Annotated in this window: 15 protein-coding genes; 7 read left to right on the plus strand and 8 right to left on the minus strand. The window is 44.2% G+C overall.

The window, feature by feature from the left end; translation table 11 throughout:
- Positions 1–45: 45 nt before the first annotated feature.
- Both J7I42_RS20755 and J7I42_RS20760 read right to left on the minus strand, forming a co-directional pair.
- Complete coding sequence (locus tag J7I42_RS20755; protein WP_209140785.1) at positions 46–954, minus strand: LysR substrate-binding domain-containing protein; 909 nt, start codon at positions 952–954, stop codon at positions 46–48.
- A 176-nt stretch (positions 955–1,130) separates the two neighbouring features.
- On the minus strand, positions 1,131–1,958 hold the full coding sequence (locus tag J7I42_RS20760; protein WP_209140786.1) for a universal stress protein: 828 nt from the start codon (positions 1,956–1,958) through the stop codon (positions 1,131–1,133).
- A 227-nt stretch (positions 1,959–2,185) separates the two neighbouring features.
- On the opposite strand from J7I42_RS20760, the gene J7I42_RS20765 reads away from it, so the two are divergent.
- Complete coding sequence (locus J7I42_RS20765; protein ID WP_209140787.1) at positions 2,186–4,090, plus strand: beta-N-acetylhexosaminidase; 1,905 nt, start codon at positions 2,186–2,188, stop codon at positions 4,088–4,090.
- Positions 4,091–5,685: 1,595 nt separating this feature from the next.
- Here J7I42_RS20765 and J7I42_RS20770 read toward each other — a convergent pair.
- A complete protein-coding gene (locus J7I42_RS20770) occupies positions 5,686–6,921 on the minus strand; it encodes an isocitrate dehydrogenase (NADP(+)) (protein ID WP_209140788.1) in 1,236 nt (411 codons plus the stop codon).
- 193 nt (positions 6,922–7,114) lie between these two features.
- On the opposite strand from J7I42_RS20770, the gene J7I42_RS20775 reads away from it, so the two are divergent.
- Together J7I42_RS20775 and J7I42_RS20780 are read left to right on the plus strand one after the other, a co-directional pair.
- Positions 7,115–7,714, plus strand: a complete 600-nt coding sequence (locus J7I42_RS20775; RefSeq protein ID WP_209140789.1) for a Crp/Fnr family transcriptional regulator — start codon at positions 7,115–7,117, stop codon at positions 7,712–7,714.
- Between the two features lie 9 nt (positions 7,715–7,723).
- The gene (locus J7I42_RS20780) at positions 7,724–8,335 is read left to right on the plus strand and encodes a Crp/Fnr family transcriptional regulator (RefSeq protein WP_209140790.1); all 612 of its coding nucleotides are present in this window, start codon (positions 7,724–7,726) and stop codon (positions 8,333–8,335) included.
- A gap of 191 nt (positions 8,336–8,526) precedes the next feature.
- Here the strand turns inward: J7I42_RS20780 and J7I42_RS20785 are convergent, their stop codons facing one another.
- Together J7I42_RS20785 and J7I42_RS20790 are read right to left on the minus strand one after the other, a co-directional pair.
- On the minus strand, positions 8,527–10,416 hold the full coding sequence (locus J7I42_RS20785) for an Nramp family divalent metal transporter (RefSeq protein ID WP_209140791.1): 1,890 nt from the start codon (positions 10,414–10,416) through the stop codon (positions 8,527–8,529).
- Positions 10,406–11,071, minus strand: a complete 666-nt coding sequence (locus J7I42_RS20790) for a metal-dependent transcriptional regulator (protein WP_209140792.1) — start codon at positions 11,069–11,071, stop codon at positions 10,406–10,408. Before J7I42_RS20790 ends, J7I42_RS20785 begins: the two co-directional genes overlap by 11 nt.
- A gap of 236 nt (positions 11,072–11,307) precedes the next feature.
- Between J7I42_RS20790 and J7I42_RS20795 the strand changes: the two genes are divergently transcribed.
- The 3 genes from J7I42_RS20795 to J7I42_RS20805 all read left to right on the plus strand — a co-directional run bounded on the left by J7I42_RS20795 (position 11,308) and on the right by J7I42_RS20805 (position 16,340).
- The gene (locus J7I42_RS20795; protein ID WP_209140793.1) at positions 11,308–12,264 is read left to right on the plus strand and encodes a hypothetical protein; all 957 of its coding nucleotides are present in this window, start codon (positions 11,308–11,310) and stop codon (positions 12,262–12,264) included.
- A 65-nt stretch (positions 12,265–12,329) separates the two neighbouring features.
- Entirely contained in the window at positions 12,330–13,985 is a 1,656-nt protein-coding gene (glgP, locus tag J7I42_RS20800) for an alpha-glucan family phosphorylase (RefSeq protein WP_209140794.1), read from the plus strand.
- Between the two features lie 552 nt (positions 13,986–14,537).
- The gene (locus J7I42_RS20805) at positions 14,538–16,340 is read left to right on the plus strand and encodes a DUF4139 domain-containing protein (protein ID WP_209140795.1); all 1,803 of its coding nucleotides are present in this window, start codon (positions 14,538–14,540) and stop codon (positions 16,338–16,340) included.
- A gap of 64 nt (positions 16,341–16,404) precedes the next feature.
- Here J7I42_RS20805 and J7I42_RS35445 read toward each other — a convergent pair whose 3' ends face one another.
- From J7I42_RS35445 to J7I42_RS20820, 3 genes are all read right to left on the minus strand, one after another.
- A complete protein-coding gene (locus J7I42_RS35445; protein WP_317196253.1) occupies positions 16,405–17,139 on the minus strand; it encodes an FKBP-type peptidyl-prolyl cis-trans isomerase in 735 nt (244 codons plus the stop codon).
- Positions 17,140–17,198: 59 nt separating this feature from the next.
- The gene (locus tag J7I42_RS20815; protein WP_209140796.1) at positions 17,199–17,789 is read right to left on the minus strand and encodes a thioredoxin family protein; all 591 of its coding nucleotides are present in this window, start codon (positions 17,787–17,789) and stop codon (positions 17,199–17,201) included.
- A gap of 302 nt (positions 17,790–18,091) precedes the next feature.
- Positions 18,092–18,418, minus strand: a complete 327-nt coding sequence (locus J7I42_RS20820) for a hypothetical protein (protein WP_209140797.1) — start codon at positions 18,416–18,418, stop codon at positions 18,092–18,094.
- Between the two features lie 77 nt (positions 18,419–18,495).
- Here J7I42_RS20820 and J7I42_RS20825 point away from each other — a divergent pair, with 77 nt between their 5' ends.
- The gene (locus J7I42_RS20825; RefSeq protein WP_209140798.1) at positions 18,496–18,933 is read left to right on the plus strand and encodes an acyl-CoA thioesterase; all 438 of its coding nucleotides are present in this window, start codon (positions 18,496–18,498) and stop codon (positions 18,931–18,933) included.
- Positions 18,934–18,954 lie beyond the last annotated feature (21 nt).

Raw genomic sequence — 18,954 nt, forward strand, 5'->3', positions numbered from 1 at the left:
AAGTAATAACCACTTGCAAGGGAAACGATACCGATTGCTTATACGCTATAACTTTTTGTTATAATGATTGTTGGCGAGTTTTATAAACAATTGATTGATACGGTCTGTTTCAGAGCCACGGCGTTGCATAAAATAAAAGGAACGATGTATGGTTAAACCGGGAATGGATAACCGAACCAGTTCGCCGTTTTTCAGTTGGCGTGCTACTGATCGTAACGGTAAAAAGCCCAGACAGGTATCGTCGAGCAGAAAGTTCTTTAAGGCTTCGGTGCCACCCAAAACGATCTTATGCTGCAGGTCGGCAATGCTGATCTTACATTTTTGTAATGCTTCAGTTACGGCCGATAAGGTGCCCGATCCTCTTTCGCGTAGGGCTACGGGTATAGTTATAAGTTCTTCTGGTGAAATGTTTTTCTTTTTCACGAGACTGCTTTTGGCGCTGCACACCGGAATTACCTCGTCTGTTAAAAAGAACTGATATTTCACTGAGGTAATGGTATTACGGCCTTCGGTGATGGCGAGGTCAATTTCATGATCGAGCAGGGCTTTTAGAATATTTTCCGAATTGCGGTTAACGAGCTTCAGGTCTATATTGGGGTATTGCTGATGAAAGGCGGAAAAAACAGGGGGAATAACATATAAGGATATAGTGGTGCTGGTGCCCAGCGTAAAGGAGCCCTTGGCCAGTTGAAGGTCTTTTTGTATAGAAATGTCGAACTCAAGCTGGCGTTGCAACTCACGGCCCTTTACCACATATTCAAGTAAAATTTTCCCTTCGCTGGTGAGGGATACGGTGTTGCCTTTGCGCTCGAACAAACTTATTTTGTAATGCTTTTCGAGCGACTGGATATGTTTGGTTATGGCTGGCTGACTGATGTACAGGATCTCGGCAGCTTTTGAAAAGCTGAGGTGAGTGGCTACTTCGAAAAAAACCTCATGACTGTAACTTAGCATTTTTAGTTATTTAGTTATTGAGTTCGTTAGTTATTGAGTTTCGAATAAGTAAAGACTAAGAATGCAATGAATTCCCGAACAAAAGAACTTAATAACTAACAAACTAACAAACTAATAAACTCAAAAAAAGGCGCAACCTTTCGGCTACGCCTGTATGAATACGATTAAGATCATAATTATTCATGGATCGCAACAATAGGAACGTGGCTGTGGTAGGCCAGTTTTTTAGTATGGCTGGTCTTGAACAGGCTCGGAACAAATGAACGGTCCTTTGGTACGATCAGGATCAGATCAATATTTCTGTCATCAACAAACTGGCTGATGGCGTCAAAAAAATCATACTGTCTGATAAAAGAGAATTCAGGCTTATAATCACTGAACATGGTCTCCAGTTTTTTTCTTTCAGCCTTGTACTCATCGGTCAGTTCCACATAGTGTTCGCTGTCTACGTTCACAATATGCAGGTTAGGTTTAAACAGATCGAGGGTGGCTTTCAGCGGCGCTACAGGTATCGTAGTTTCTACTTCTTTAAAGTCGCTGGCCAGCACTACATTCTTAATTGTGCGGTATTTTGCGTCTGGCGGAACGATCAGCACCGGGCAAACACCTTCTTTGGCCATTTCCAGGGTATTGCTGCCCATAAAGATCTGTTCAAGCCGGGTTGCGCCGGTAATGCCCATGATCACCATGTCAATAGCCTGATGGCGTACATAGCGGGTAAGGGTTTCCACCAGTGAAGAACCTTTTTCCATAGCAAATTCGATGGGCGCCTGAGATACGGCCAGCAATTCCTCTTTTAATTGACCAAGGGCCTGGGATAATATAATCCGGCGGTCATCGTCGTCTTCAGTGAGCGGAGAGCCGTCTGAACCTCCTGTGATCTTATCAGACACATGAATTAATATGATCTTGGCATTTTGAATGTCTGCGGCCATTTGAACGGCAAAAAGCGCAGCATTCTTTGATGTGTCAGAGAAGTCGGTCGGAACAAGCAATTTCTTCATGTGTATTTTTGATTGTTTTTGGGAAGTTACAAATTAATGCTCATTCAATAAAGAGGATCAATCGTTTGCATTAATTTTCTGCTAACAAAGCCTGGAAATTCCCTATTTTTAGACTCATCGTCGGCAATCCTGGATCCCCGATAACTCGGGGCAGGCTGGCAATCCCGGGTAATTTTTCAAGCTGCCAACTGCCGGTTGCCGACTGTCGTCATAATTAAAAGCCTAAAATGAAATCACTCAGTCTGTTATTTGCCAGTTTCTGGATGGTTGCTGTTGCCGTATCTCAAACCACTTCAGACATCTCGATCATTCCTCAGCCGGTTTCCCTTGAAAAAAAGACCGCCCATTTTGTACTTAATAGCCAAACCAAAATAGTGGCCGATGCGAAAAATGCCGATGTGCAACGCGTAGCCGGTTACTTTACCGGTCAGGTTAAAAAAGCCACCGGTTTTACCCTGGCGCAAGCGGCACCGGCGATTAAAGCCAATGTGATCAGTTTTACATTGAACCGTACTGCCGATAAGATCATCGGTAAAGAAGGATATACTATTGATGTAACCGCTGGCGGGGTGCATGTTGCTGCCAACGACCCGGCCGGATTGTTTTATGCGGTTCAAACCCTGGAACAATTACTACCCAAAGAAATTGAAAGCAAGTCGGTAGTAAAGAAGACCAGCTGGGTTATTCCTGGTGTACACATTACCGATTACCCACGTTTTGCGTGGCGGGGTTTGATGTTTGATGTGTCCCGTCACTTCTTTACCAAGCAAGAGGTAAAAGAGTACATCGACGACATGGTGAAGTATAAATACAATCTTTTACACTTACACCTTACCGATGACCAGGGCTGGCGCATTGAAATAAAATCGCTGCCAAAGTTAACCGAAGTAGGCGCCTGGCGCGTAGAACGCACCGGTACCTTCGGCACCTTAACCCCACCAGCTGACAACGAGCCGCGTACCTACGGCGGTTTTTATACCCAGGACGATATTAAGGAGCTGATAAAATACGCGGCTGACCGTTTTGTGAACATTATGCCCGAAATTGACATACCCGGCCATAGCATGGCTGTAGTGGCTGCCTACCCTGAACTCTCCTGCACACCCGGTACCTACCATGTGAGCGCAGGTGAAAAATTCATGCAATGGGGGAATGGCACTTTTTCTGCACTGGTTGATAATACCCTTTGCCCCGCCAATGACAAAGTGTATGAAGTGCTGGATAAAGTGTTCACCGAAGTAGCACAGTTGTTCCCGTTTGAATATATTCACATGGGCGGCGATGAGTGCGCAAAGAATTTCTGGGAGAAAAGCGATGCCATAAAACAGCTGATGCAGAAAGAAGGCCTGAAAGACATGCATGAAGTACAAAGCTATTTTGTAAAAAAAGTAGAAAAGATCATTGAATCGAAAGGCAAGAAGCTGATGGGTTGGGACGAGATCCTGGAAGGCGGCCTGGCGCCCAATGCGGCGGTTATGAGCTGGCGTGGTTCAAAGGGCGGGGTAGAAGCTGCCAACATGCAGCATGAGGTGGTTATGAGCCCTAATAACAATGTATACATTGACCTGATGCAGGGTGATGGCGCTATTGAACCCCCCGTTTATAAAACGGTGCTGTTGAAAAACAGTTACGAGTTTGAGCCGGTCCCAGAAGGGGTAGATCCCAAGTTCATCAAGGGCGGACAGGCCAACCTGTGGACCGAACAGATCTACAATATGCGTCATGCGCAGTATATGACCTGGCCTCGCGCTTTTGCTGTAGCCGAGAGTGTTTGGTCGCCCAAGGAAAAAAAGAACTGGAACGACTTTATACGCCGCGTGGAAGATCATTTCGGCCGGTTTGATATGGCCGAGATCAAGTATGCGCCCAGCATGTATGATCCGACCTTTGAGGTGAACAAGGAAGGGGACCTGCTGAAAGTAGCGCTGAACGCTCAAATAGAAGGACTGGATATATATTACAGTTTTGATAATTCATTCCCCGATCGTTTTTATCCCAAATACACCCAGCCGGTGCTGGTGCCCAAGGATGCCGTTACCATGCGGGTGATCACTTACCGGGGAAAAGATCCTATTGGCCGGATGATCACTATGCCAATAGCGACCCTGAAAGCAAGAGCTGATAAGAAATAATTTGAAAGGACCTCAAGAGAAAAGGCCTTCCTGATACCATCGGGAGGGCCTTTTCTTTTAAAATAAAATAGGAACGCCGGCCGTACTTTTGTTTAATCCTTCACGTGTACATGGGCGTTCCCCTGGCAAGAAACTCTTATACTTGAATAGTATTTTTCACATTCTGTCTTTAACGTTCGGGCTTTTAAAACTAATGGCAAAATATTTTTTGTCGTAATATTTAAGGCCATGTTCCTCTTGTTATTTTATATGGATAACCGTTGCGTAATCTATATAAAAATCATACAACTTCCTGTAGCCGCTTTGATGCTTTCACACACATTATTGAATCTTTAACACTTTTACTAAACTCAGGGCGCAACGGATTTATTGCATTGCCTGTCAATAAAAATGGATCATCGACCCTGTATAACAAGGTGATGATTAACCGCTAAGCGAATAAAGTGGTTCCTGCATCTCATAATGTACATTGTTTAGGGTTTAATCAATCATTTCATGGTCTCCTCCCGTTTCCAGCCATAGGGAGGAGACCTTTTTGTAGAAATTATGTCGCATGGATGGGGATTAGGGTTTTGTTAACAGGGAATTTTACGCATAAGGGGTATCGGGCATAATTTAGGTAGTAGGATGTCGTGAAGCGTGAGACGTGAGACGGGAAACGGGAAATGTGAAATGGGGTACTCCGATTATAATGGTTTACTTCCCGACTGTGCAGGGAGAAGGTAGAAGGATCTCTTACGCGAAGGCTTGAGTGGGCAAGGCGGAGGCAGTTGATAGCGTTGAAAAATTCCACTACATAGGAGTGTCGAAGGAAATCCAAAAACCGGGAACCCAGAAGAGGCAACTGGAAACCGCGGAATCTCCGAACTAACAAACTGATAAACTAATAAACTCCCTCTTTGGGGGCTGATAAATAGGTAAGTTAAGGGGTATTATCATCACAAAAGGCCCTCCCGTCTGTTCGGGAGGGCCTTCTTTTTTCCCGGCGCTGCTTTTCCGCCACCCTGATAACCGGTTTATGGAACTTTCCCGGGATACTGGATTTTAATCGCCAACGACGTGGCAGGGGGCTTACCCGGACCTAACAGGGATTTTATCCCTGCCAGGTCCCTGTTAGGTCCTTGTTAGGTCCCTGTTAGGTCCCTGTGAGGTCCCTGTTAGGTCCCTGTGAAACTCTAGTGAAATCCAGGGAATATTCTATACAGTCCCTTAAATCCGCATTACTTGTCCCACCAAAATGCCAGCAGAATGGCACCAGAATCCCATAGTCTATGGCATTCGGATGGGATTCGGATGGGATTTGGATGGGATTATGACTGGGAAAATGGCTTGTTGTAGTATATCTGGCAAGATTATCACCTGTTGCTTTAGTTATTCCTACACCGGGAAAACCTGTCCTTTTAAAGAAGGGGATATAAAAAGGTGCCTAAAAAATGCAGTAAGGCAGGAGGGCTGGGCTTAAAGAAAAAAAATACCCAGAAACCATGAGATTTAATTTTACCCACAAATAAAAAAGCGCCCCGCTTAAAACGGGGCGCTTTTATTGAAAGTAAATCACAGTATAAAACCTGTTTATTTCGTTGATCTGATGTGTATTACAGACCCATTTTCTTTTTCAGGTTGGTGTCGATAGCATCCAGGAATTCTTCAGTATACAGGAAGTCTTTTCCATGTTCTACTTTATTTCCATGAACACAAACGGCCAAATCTTTAGTCATTTTACCACTTTCAACTGTTTCTATACAGGTAGACTCTAATGTGTTGCAGAAGTCGATAAGAGCCTGGTTGCCGTCCAGTTTACCGCGGAAGGCCAAACCTCTTGTCCAGGCAAAGATCGAAGCAATAGGGTTGGTACTGGTAGGTTTACCTTTCTGGTGGTCGCGATAGTGGCGTGTAACGGTGCCATGAGCAGCTTCAGCTTCCATGGTTTTGCCGTCGGGGGTAATCAATACAGACGTCATTAAGCCCAGAGAACCAAAGCCTTGTGCAACTGTATCGCTTTGAACGTCGCCATCGTAGTTTTTACAAGCCCAAACAAAATTGCCATTCCATTTCAGGGCGCTGGCAACCATGTCATCGATCAAACGGTGCTCGTATACGATACCGGCAGCGTCAAAGGCTTGTTTGAACTCGTTGTTAAAGATCTCTTCGAAGATATCCTTGAAACGACCGTCGTATTTTTTGAGGATGGTATTTTTAGTACTCAGGTACAAAGGCCATTTTTTTGCGAGGGCCATATTAAAGCAGCTACGGGCAAAACCCTTAATGCTTTCGTCGGTATTGTACATGGTAAGGGCAACGCCATCACCTTTAAAATTGAATACTTCAAAAGTTTGTGGTTCGCCGCCATCTTCGGGAGTAAAGGTCATGGTTAATTTGCCTTTTCCTTTGATAACAGCATCGGTAGCGCGATATTGATCACCAAAAGCGTGACGGCCAACGATAATGGGGGCTGTCCAGTTGGTAACCAGGCGGGGAATATTGTTTATCACGATTGGTTCGCGGAAAACGGTACCGTCCAGGATGTTACGAATAGTACCATTGGGGCTCTTCCACATTTGTTTCAGGGAGAATTCCTTTACGCGGGCCTCGTCGGGGGTAATAGTAGCACATTTGATCCCTACGCCATACTGTTTGATAGCATTGGCGGCATCAATAGTAACCTGGTCGTTGGTTTTGTCGCGGTATTCCACACCCAGGTCATAGTATTTAATATCGACGTTAACGTAGGGAAGGATGAGTTTGTCCTTGATGAACTTCCAGATAATGCGTGTCATTTCATCGCCATCCAGTTCTACAACAGGATTCTGTACATTGATTTTTTGTGCCATAGATGCTTTTTTTTTGCCTTCAAATAAGGGTGCAAACCTACAGCAGAATGGCCAAATGTGCAAAAGGCTTTTTAGCTACCAAACAGCGTACAGGTATGATGTTTTTCCATCGGCCGGTACATAGATGTACTTATAAAAATGAGGCTCCCGGTTAAACCAAACCAATAATTGTTGATAAATTTTAACTTGCAGTATGGTTGCTATATTACAAAAGTATATAGACCAGTTTATCGATCTTCCGGCGGAAGAACTGGAGGCCCTGATCAATTCCATAGAAGTAAGACAGGTAGACAAAAAAGTTCGGCTAACCGATATTAATGAAAACGAAAAATACCTGTATTTCGTTATAAAAGGGCTTACCCGAAAGTTTTTTCTCAAGGGAAAAGAAGAGATAATAACCCAAATAGCCAAAGAAGGAGAGTTGATCTCTTCTTCTGTGTCGTATTTTTCAGGCATGCCTTCCACCTACGTGATAGAAACTATTGAGCCTACCACTTTTTACTCCCTTCACCGCGATAGGGCCGAACAGTTGTACAGCCGCTACCCTAAATTAGAACGGTTGAGCCGGTTGATCATTACCGAGCTATTTTTGCAAAAAGAAGTGTGGGAACTGGAACGTATCCGATATAGCACAAAAGAACGGTTTTTACGGTTTATGAACGATAATCCGGAATTGTTTCAACGGGTGCCGCAAAAATACCTGGCATCCTACCTGAACATTAAACCGGAAACTTTTAGTCGCCTCAAGCATTTGTTGAGAAGTAAAAAATCAGATGCTCCTTATCTTAAATGATGAATTGTTATGGGGGATAATAATATTGTTGCCAGTGAGTGTTTCGAACAATTACTGGTATACCTGCAGCGGTTTTCCACTATCAGCCGCGAAGGGATGGTACAAATAATGCCTTATCTGGAGATCCGCCAATTTGAGAAAAAAAAGAAACTGGTGAACCTGGGTGAAATGGAGGACTACATGAATATGGTAATCAAAGGGCTCGTTCGCAAATATGTACCTTCTTCTATCAGGGGGGAAGTTACATTGCAGCTGGCCACCGAAGGGCATTTTATTCAATCTGAAATATCTTTCCACCACCGGGTACCTTCTGAAGTGGTTATTCAAACGCTGGAACCTACTGTTTTAGCATCCATCCATCACGAACGCATGAAGGAGGCCATGGATAAGTTCCCGGAAGCGGAACAACTGGCCCGTACCATCATCATGCAAATGTTCATTAAAAAAGATGCGCGCTATTTCGACCAATTAAATACTTCCACCCGCGACCGGTTTATCGATTATATGAACAATCACCCGCATATGTTGCAACGGGTACCGCAGAAGATCTTAGCTTCTTACCTAAATATTAAACCGGAGACATTCAGTAGATTGAAGCATCTGTTGTTACAGAAGAAATAGTTGTTAGTTTGGGGCTGACCTGTAAGGAGCATCGTTTGAGCTTGCATTAACAGAGTGTTGTGTTACATCCCGCAAAGCGGGACAAGCTCTGACAGGTCTAAATATTAAAAAACCTGACCTGTCAGGTTCGATCGATCTGCTTAATTGTGCAAGACCCTATGACGAACCTTACAGGTCAGTCCCAAACTGTCTTATAAATTAACTACAAGTATAGGGATCTTCAACTCATGTCTGACAGAGTTTATCGTTTCCCCATACAACCAATCCTTCAACCCGCTGTGTCTATGTGCGCCAATAACCAGCATATCGGCCCGGGCTTCGTTTATGATGCGAATGATCTCGCCGGCCCGGTTGCGGAAACCCAACTGGCTGGTAGCTGTTAATCCCTGCTCATGTAATTGTTGTACATACAATTGTAAACGGGCTTCATCATGCTGGGTCTCATAATCGTCGCTTTCCTTGCCCAGCAAACGCGCAGAGGCGCTTTCCACCACATGTATCAACAGGTATTCTGCATTGCCCTGTCCCTGGCCAATCGCATGCGCCAGCAGGGTATCATCGTGTTTGCCAAAGTCAAGCGCCACCGCAATTTTTTTATAGGTAGGAATAGCCAGTTTCTGTAAACTTTCTACCTGCGGGTGCATTTGAATAGAGGTGGTCTTTGTTTTTTTACTGAAAAGCGGGTGGAAAATAATGTATAGCAACAAACCCATAAATGCTGCGCCACCGGCAATGATCAGCACCTTCCATCCTATATTACCTGAGTTGGCAAAAACATCACCCGCTTCGTTGAGCACCATGCGGATATTCAGATAGACCAGGATGGCCGTTACAATCCAGGCAATGAATTGTACATATGGTTTAATAGCGAATTCACCCATGGTCTTTTTATCGCTAACAAAATGAATGAGCGGAATGATGGCAAACCCTAATTGCATACTTAAGATAACCTGGCTTAATACCAGCAGGCTGTCTACTTCGTGTTCACCGGCAATGGCAATAACCAGAATTGCGGGAACAATGGCCAGTAAACGGGTGAGCAGCCGGCGCATCCAGGGGTTTATCCGCAAGCGCAGGTAGCCTTCCATTACTATTTGTCCGGCCAGCGTGCCGGTAACAGTAGAGCTTTGTCCGGCAGCTATAAGTGCCAGGGCAAATAATACCGGCGCCACTTTGCTATTCTTGCCCAATAATTGATCCAGCAAACGATGTGCATCTTTTATTTCAACGACGTTGGTTAATCCGCTTTCAAAAAACACTTTGGCGGCCAGGATCAAAATGGCGGCATTCACCAGAAAGGCAAGGTTCAGGGCTATGGTTGAATCAATGAAATTGAATTTTAATGCCTGCTTAATGCCTTCGCGGGTTTTGGCAATCTTGCGGGTTTGTACCAGGGCGGAATGCAGGTACAAATTGTGCGGCATTACTGTAGCCCCAATAATACCAATGGCAATGTACAAGGCGTTTTCGTTGGCAAAACGGGGAATAAAACCCGATGCAACGGCAGCAGGGGAGGGACTGGCAATAATGATCTCGGTAAGGAATGATAACCCTATGATGGCGATAAGCCCAATGATAAAGGCTTCCATTTTACGTATGCCCAGTTGTTGTAATAACAACAATAAAACTGTATCCAGCACAGTAATGGCAACCCCCCAGATCAGGGGCAAACCGGTAAGTAATTGTATACCGATGGCCATACCCAGTACTTCGGCCAGGTCGCAGGCGGCAATGGCGATTTCTGCCAGCACATACAGCATGAAGTTTACGGGACGGGAATAGGCTTCGCGGTTAGCCTGAGCCAGGTCGCGCCCACGCACAATACCCAGACGGGCCGAAAGACCCTGCAGCAACAAGGCCATTAAATTACTCATTAATAAAACCCATAGGAGAGAGTAGCCGAACTGGCTACCGCCGGCCAGGTCGGTTGCCCAGTTACCGGGGTCCATATATCCTACACTAACGAGATAAGCAGGGCCGAAAAATGCAAAAGCCTGTTTCCAGCCAATCTTTTTCCGGGATACGTCAACGCTTTCGTGTACATCACTTAACGAGGCTTCTCCCTTTATTCTATTCATCATATTTCACAAATACATTTTTTGCTACGTGTTCACTAATGGTTACAGATTGATTCTTTATTTTTATTTCCAATGAATTATCAAAGGCAAACTTTTTCTTTACTTCCAGCCTGGTTCCCAGTGCAATGTGTTTATGGTTCAACAGCTCCAGGATCTCGGCAGATTGATCACCAATGCTGCTTACTTCCGCTACCTGATTAACAGGCAGGTTCAGCAGGTCTACCTGGTGGGTGAGTGTCCAGCGGCCCTGGCTGTCAGGAATGGGATCGCCATGGGGATCAGTTTTAGGGAAACCTAAAAATTCATCGAGCCGGTCAATCAGTTTTTTGCTGCTGATGTGTTCCAGTTCTTCTGCTATTTCATGTACTTCATCCCAGCGAAAATGCAGTTTCTCAACCAGGAAAAATTCCCATAACCGGTGTTTACGAATGATCTGCAGCGCCACTTTGCGCCCTTCGGTGTTCAGTTTAAACCCTTTATATTTTTCGTACAATAATAATTTCTGCGCTTTCAGTTTTTTCAACATGTCGGTAACTGAAGCGGGGCGGGTTTGCAATTCACCCGCCACATGGTTGGTAGTTACCGTTCCATGTATTTCCTGCAGGTGAAAGATGGCTTTCAGGTAATTCTCCCGGCTACTCGAATATTTTGGGCCCATACTGCTTTTATTGCTTACCTAAAATAAATTTTAGACAAATCTAAAAAATAAAATGCCGGTATCCAAACAATGGGCGTGTAATTTAACACGTTGTTGCGGGCCCTTCGGCCTGGCCCTGCGGGGAGGCGGGGAGGGGGCGTTTACTCACGAATATTGGGAAGGGGCGGGGTGGCATTTCTTTTTTGGAGTGGTGATGAATGCTTATTTTTATCCATTAACAGCTACAGGATATTTTTATGAAGAAGTACTTCTTATGTTTGGGTTTGCTTGTACTATTATTTGCCTGCAAAGACAAGAAAACCACCATTAAGGCAGGAGAAATTGTAACAGCTGCAGATTTTGTTGCCTTTTACCCTGAAGTAAACCTGCCATATATTATTGCCGACACCATGCTGGCCAGAAAACCGAATGCAGCTATGGCGTTCGATTTGAGCACGTTTAGCAAATTTGTGCCTGATAGTGCCTGGAAAAAAGATTTTGGAAAGAACGCCTCGCCTAAATTCTATGCATTGGGCCGCGCCAAGGAAAAAGAAAAAGAAAGTTACCTGTTCACAGAAGTGACCGCAGGGAATAAAAGAATAGTTTACCTGGCCTGTTTTAACAATGATAACAAATTCTTAAAGGCTATGCCTTTGCTTAAAACCGGTTTCGAAAGGTATACTTCTGCTTATGGGATGCTTGATTCGAAATTTCAGATATCTACATACAGGGAAACTAAAAAGTCTGCCGACGATATACTTTTCAAAAGGAATATCTATTTCTATGACCGGAACGGGGATAATTTTACCCTTATTGTAACAGAACCGAATGAAGACATTATCGAGGATGTTCTTAACCCTATCGATACTATGGCCGCCACGCATAAATATGCTGGCGACTATGTTGAAAATGATAAAAACTTTGTTTCCATACGGGATGGAAAGAACGCATCGGAAATGGTGTTCTTTATCCATTTTGAAAAGAACGATGGCAAATGTAACGGTGAATTAAAAGGCAGTGCGCGTTTTATTTCACCTACTGTAGCGCAATTTGTTAAAAGTGATAATCCCTGTTCCATAGAGTTTACCTTTACCGGTAACAAGGTTACCCTGAAAGAAAATGGAAGATGCGGGACCTACAGGGATATACAGTGCTTTTTTAATGAAAGCTATTCGAAGAAAAAAGCCCCGAAACCAACGAAGCCAAAAAAATAAAGCCGCGGGAATTTACGTTATATTCGTCCCGTATTAGTACCTGAAAGTTAAAAAGAACAGTGCATATGAGTTTTACCAATTTTAAAGTTCCTTATCAGATAGAAGGGAAATATAGCAAACGCGTAGCTTATTTTTCAATGGAATATGCAGTACATCAACCCTTGAAAATTTACAGCGGCGGATTGGGTTTTTTATCCGGTTCGCATTTGCGCAGTGCGTATGAGTTGCAGCAGAATATGGTGGGCATTGGTATCCTGTGGAAATATGGTTATTATGATCAGGCCCGTAACCAGGACCATACCTTACAGGTAACCTGGTTGGAAAAATATTATCATTTCCTGGAAGATACCGGTATCAAATTTCAAATTACCATACATGATCACCTGGTGTGGGTGAAAGCCTATTACCTGAATCCGGAAACCTTTAAAACAGCACCGCTCTTTTTTCTGAGCACTGATTTGCCGGAGAATGATCATGTGTCCCAAACCATTACCCATCGTTTATACGATGCCAACGTAGCTACCAAAGTAGCCCAGTTTATACTGCTGGGTGTGGGCGGTGCCAAGTTAATGGATGAAATAGGGTTTAATCCTGAGTTGTATCATTTGAACGAAGCGCATGCGGTGTCATCGGTGTTCTATCTGTACAAAAAGTTTGGGAACAAATTAGAGGAGGTGAAAAAGCGCCTGGTGTTTACCACGCATACTCCCGAAGAAGCAGGGAACGAAAAGCATGATATTAATCTCTGTCATAAAATGAGCTACTTCTGTGGGCTAAGTCTCGATGAAGTGCGTAAGCTTACAGGCATTCAGGACGATCAGTTCAACCATTCGCTGGTTGCCCTGCGTTTTGCTCACCTGGCCAATGGTGTATCAAAATTACATGGCGAAGTATCGCGGGCCATGTGGGGTAAGTATGAGAATATTTGTCCGATCATTTCCATTACCAATGCACAGAACTGGCGTTACTGGGCCGACAAACAATTATACCGTGCTGCGGAGGAAGGCAACGACAGCTGGTGGGATGATCGCAAGAAATACCTCAAGCGCCGGGCATTTGAAATTGTTGCCGATCAAACCGGTAAGTTATTAAATCCGAATGTATTTACCATTGTATGGGCACGCCGTTTTGCCGGTTACAAACGCTCAGAATTGATCACCCGCGACAAAGCCCGTTTTGAAAGATTAATAAGCAATACCAAATATCCGGTGCAGTTAATTTGGGCAGGTAAGCCTTACCCAATGGATTACCCCGCTATTAATGAATTTAATCACCTGGTAAACCTTAGTAAAGGATACAAGAATATGGCGGTGCTTGTCGGTTATGAATTGGGGTTATCAAAACGATTGAAGCAGTCTGCTGATATCTGGTTGAATAATCCACGTGTTCCCCGCGAAGCATCTGGTACCAGTGGTATGACAGCTGCCATGAACGGCGCGGTCAATTTATCTACTTCGGATGGCTGGATACCCGAGTTTATTGATCAGGGACATAATGGGTTTGTAGTGCCTAAACCCGATTACGCCAAAATGAATGTGCAGGAAATGGACCAGTACGATCTGGAAAAAATATATGACCTGCTTGAACATGATATTCTTCCCATGTATTATGAACGATACGATACCTGGCGTCAGATTGCCAAGAACGGGATGCGCGATGTGCGCTTTCAGTTCGATTCGGGCAGAATGGCGAATGAATATTATGAGTTGTTATATAAGTAATTAATTGTAAATAATACTTTTAAAAGGCCATCTGTTTTCAGGTGGTCTTTTTTTTAAGGCAATGTGGAATGGGCAATGGGGAATGGGGGAAAGGCAGACGGCCCTCCTACGCCAAGGCTCCGGCGGGCGAGGCAGACGGCCTTCGCTGCGCTCAGGGCCGCTAACCGGCAATAGGCAATGGGCAATAGACAATGGGTGAAAGGAAAACGGCCCTCCTACGCCCCTCCTTCACTAAGGCTTCGGAGGGCAACGCAAGGCTCCGGCGGGCGAGGCAGATGGCAATAGCAGGTTCCCCCTCCAAAAGGGGCTCACCTTTTTTGAAAGGGCAATCGGCAATCATCAATCGGCACCAGTCCTTCGCTTTCCGCCAAAGGCGGACACGAGCTCAGGCCCGTAGTCGTGAAACGTGAAATCTGCCAGCTGGCGGATCGGAGTTTCCAATTTTTTCAGATATCTGCAATGTCGCGAGTCCACTCACCACTCACTGATCAACTTCCCCCCCTTTATGTAATTCCATCAACCCCTGCATCCATAACAAAACCTCTACCAAATATGAAATATATGAAAGGTGTATTGATCATGTTCCTATCGCTGGCACTGGCTGCATCCGTACATGCTGGTGACGATAAAAATATTGTGTCTTCTGTACTGAAATCAGCCATGGTGTACCGGGCAGGGGCTGAATTAACGCACAGCGCCAAAGTGTCGCTAAATCAGGGGAATAATGAATTGATAATTGACAATATCAGTAACCAGATTGATATTAACAGCCTTCAAATAGGCAGCAACGGCAATGTGACCATTATGTCTGTTGAGTTCTCTACCAATTTTCTTCGGCCCGAGCAAAAGCTGCCTGTTGTAAAACGGCTGGAAGATTCATTGGAGGCAGTTAAAGATGAGTTGACAAAAGTACAGGTGGTATTAAAGACCGATCTGGAGTTATTAGAGGTGTTGAAATCAAACAAAGAGATCCGCGGCGAGCAAACCGGGGTAAGTGTTGTTGAACTCACAAAAATGATGGATTACTACAAGGCCAAAACGCTGGAGTTGCAAAACGAGATCAGCCGGTATAAAGAAAAGGAAACAAAGCTTAACGACATTACTGCCAGAATAAAGCGGCAGATCACCGAAGAAGAGCAGAAAAATAGCAAGACCATCGGTAAGCTGTTGCTGCAATTGTATTGTCCGCTGGCTGGCCAGTACGACTTCACCATTTCGTATATAACGCCCGCTGCGAGCTGGAATCCTTCTTATGACCTAAGAGTGGAAAATATCAATAAACCCGTTGCATTGGGCTATAAAGCCAAGCTATCGCAGTTTACGGGTATCGACTGGCATCAGGTGAAGCTGGCCCTGTCAACATCGGTGCCTGCACAACATAACAATGCGCCGGATATTAAATCGTGGTTCCTTGGCTATACTTACCCACATATAGCCTATGCTTTAGAAGGAAAAGTTGCGGGGATATCAGTTCAGGCTGCTCCTGCTGCAGCAGAAGCCCCGATGAAGGAAGAAGGTATCAGGGTTAGAGGGGCTAACAGTGTTTACAAACAGGCTGATCCGTTATATGTAGTGAATGGAAAAGTTATCAGTAAGGATGAATTTGGCACCCTGGATCAGCGTGCCATAAAATCGATGAATGTGCTGAATGCCGCTTCAGCTGCTGCTACATATGGCAGCCGTGCTTCGAATGGGGTTATAGTGGTAACCCTGAAAGATATGGGCGACTATGTAAATGTAAAAGACAATGAATTGAATGTAGTATTTGATATCGATCTGCCTTATGATGTACCATCGAATGGAAAAGAACAGAATGTAAGCCTGAAAGATTTTAAAGTGCCGGCACATTATAAATATTACAGTGTTCCCCGTCTCGATAAAGACGCTTATCTGGTAGGGGAAATAGTTGACTGGGAAGCCCTGAACCTGTTACCGGGTGAAGCCAATATTATTTTTGAAGGTACCTATATAGGCAAAACTACCATCGATGCAGGATCTGTACAGGATACATTGAACCTTACGTTAGGAAGAGACAAGCGGGTTATGATCACCCGGGAAAAGCTTACTGATTTCAGCAGTGTGAAATTTCTGGGCAGCAACAAAAAGCAAACTTTTACCTATGAAATTACAGTGCGGAATAATAAGAAGGAAGCGATTCAAATGGAACTGCGTGATCAGTATCCTTTATCAACCAATAAAGAGATTGAAATAGAACTGCTTCAGTCTGATGGGGCAACGGTGAATACCGAGACCGGTATTTTAACCTGGAAACCACAGCTGGCGCCGGGGGAAATAAAGAAATACCGGGTGAGTTATAGTGTGAAATATCCCAAAGACAAACAGGTCAATCTGTAGGTAATACATAAAAAATCCCCCCTGACAATGCCGTCGGGGGGGATTTTTTTATGGGATCTATCAATTATTCTTTTACTATTTCCAGCAATTCTACATCAAAGATCAGGGCCGAGCCTTCTTTAATGGGGCTGCCTGGAGGTGGGTTTTCACCGTAAGCCAGATCAGAAGGGATGAACAATTTCCATTTGCTGCCAACGGGCATTAATTGTAACGCTTCTGTCCAACCGGGAATTACACCTTGTAAAGGGAAGGTAACTGGTTTTCCACGTTCAATTGAACTGTCGAAAACGGTGCCATCAATAAGCGTTCCACTATAATGGACCTTTACCTGGTCGGTGAGCGTTGGTTTGGGACCTGTGCCTTCTTTTATTACCTGGTATTGCAAACCGCTGTTTGTAGCAACAACACCTAGTTTCTTTTTATTTTCAGCAAGCCATGCATCGCTCGCTTTTTTATTAGGCGATGGATTTTCTCTGTGCACTTTGTTGATGTAACCAACAATACAGTCATTCACCTGCTTTTCGCTTAACAGGTTTTTGTTAACCTGTGCATCGGTAAGAGCCTTCATCACCAAGGCTTTGTTTATATCTTTTACACCCTGGGCTTTGTAAAAGCTGGCAATGCTTATCCCAACGGCATAACTAAATGAATCGACAGCGTTTTTCATTATGGGTGCAGATGCAGCAGGGGCGGCGGCGGGTTTTTTTGTAGCTGCAACCGGCTTTTTCTTGGCCGTAGACTGGGCCAGCATGGCGGTTGCTGGTAAACAGGCTAAAGCCAACAGCACGTATTTTTTCATTACTTAAATTTTAGGCATCAAATGTAAGAGAATGAAACGAAAAAGTGGTTGAAATATTGTCACATCGCGGGTTTCGGGTTATTTAGGTCTTTATAACGATGCTCGTATGGCTGACCGGTAACAATGGCCATAATATCTTTTTCGAGCGAGGTTACGGGTGACTCCACCACCCGGCCTACTTCCCGCTGGTTTTCAAAGATCAGTAGGGTGGGTACCCGGCGAATGTTTAAACCCTGTTCTTCATGGCCCGGACTTTTTTTATACGCGGTATCGCTATTATTAAGGGTTATCAATTGTATTTGTGACGGTTTAACCTCACAGTAATCAAGGATTTTATAAATGCGGGGCACTTCGCGGCGGCTATCGCCACACCAGGTACCCATAAATAACAGGAACCTTTTATTTCTCAGTAAATGTTTTATCTGGCTCGCGGTGTTGCTGTCAACTGTATAGGTAGAAAAATTTTTAGTGTACCAAACATCGAATGGCGGTTGTGCCAACCGTTCCCGGGTGCATTTACCAAGTAGGATCAGGTTGCCCTTTTTATCTGTTGCTTCCAGATTAATAGTTGAAGTCTGTTGGTTGGCCATTTTAGGTGTACAGGCTGATAATGCAAAAATGAAGATAGCTGTTATATGAACTGGTTTCATAACGTTTTAATTGATTGGTGGATGTATAGAATACCATACAACGCTGAACATTCAACGCCGAACGCTGAATGCGGAACGCACAACGCTGAACGCAAAACGCAGACACATAACGCAGCGCAGAGAACGGTGTTCTCGTTGTTTTCTAGCGTTATACTGTAAGCGTTGCGTGCTTTGGGTTAATATAATACAAGCAGTTACTGCCAGCTGGTCTTCCCGTAGTGCCGGCGAAGCCAGGAGGCATAAACTATCATCGAGAACAGGTGTTATCGAGATCTTTTGCTTGAGCGGTAAGTCTTAGGTATTCAGCAAAATCGGGGAGGCTGAAAGATAGAAGGGGAGTAGGTATAAGGGATCACATCGATGTAAGCTATTTCATAAGTAACAGCTGTTGGCGTTGGTTGCCAGCTGGCCAGTTGCTCATGAAACAACACCACTTCTTCTGTTTTTTCCTTTAAGATAGTGGAGGTATGGTGTGTGGTGTCTTTGTGGTGATCGAGTAGTTGTTGTACGCAATCGCAGGCTGTTGCATTGTAAATAGAAACGATGCGACAATGCCAATAGCTTACCAGTTTGCCGTATTGCAGGGCAAAAAAGGCGGTTAAGCATATTATGGCGGTTAATGATCGCACAATTACGAGTATGTTGAAAAAATACTAATAATAATGATAACTGACTAATTTTGCCGGTATCATTTTATATAAATTTTATGAGTGCATATATTAAACCTTTAGAAATTCGCTGGTCTGACCTGGACCCCAACTTTCATTTACGTCATTCCGTATATTATGATTTTGGGGCTTATGTTCGGGTTTTATTTCTGAATGAGCATGGATTAACGCCATCGTATATGATGAAACATCAGTTTGGTCCCATTTTATTTAGAGAAGAGTGTGTTTTTAAGCGGGAAATCAGAATGGGTGACGTCATATCAATAGATGTTCAATTGCTGAAGACGCGACCAGATTTTTCACGGTGGAGCATACAGCATTATATAAGGAAAAATGGCGATGAAATAGCTGCCATTATTACTGTAGATGGGGCCTGGATGGACCTAAAGGAGCGCAAACTGACGGTTCCACCCGATACAGTAAAACATGTATTTGAAAAAATGCCTCAGGCTGAACAGTTTATATGGGATAAATAACCAGATTACTTAACAACTTTT

Origin of the sequence: Niastella soli (assembly GCF_017742245.1) — a bacterium.
Taxonomy (GTDB): domain Bacteria; phylum Bacteroidota; class Bacteroidia; order Chitinophagales; family Chitinophagaceae; genus Niastella; species Niastella soli.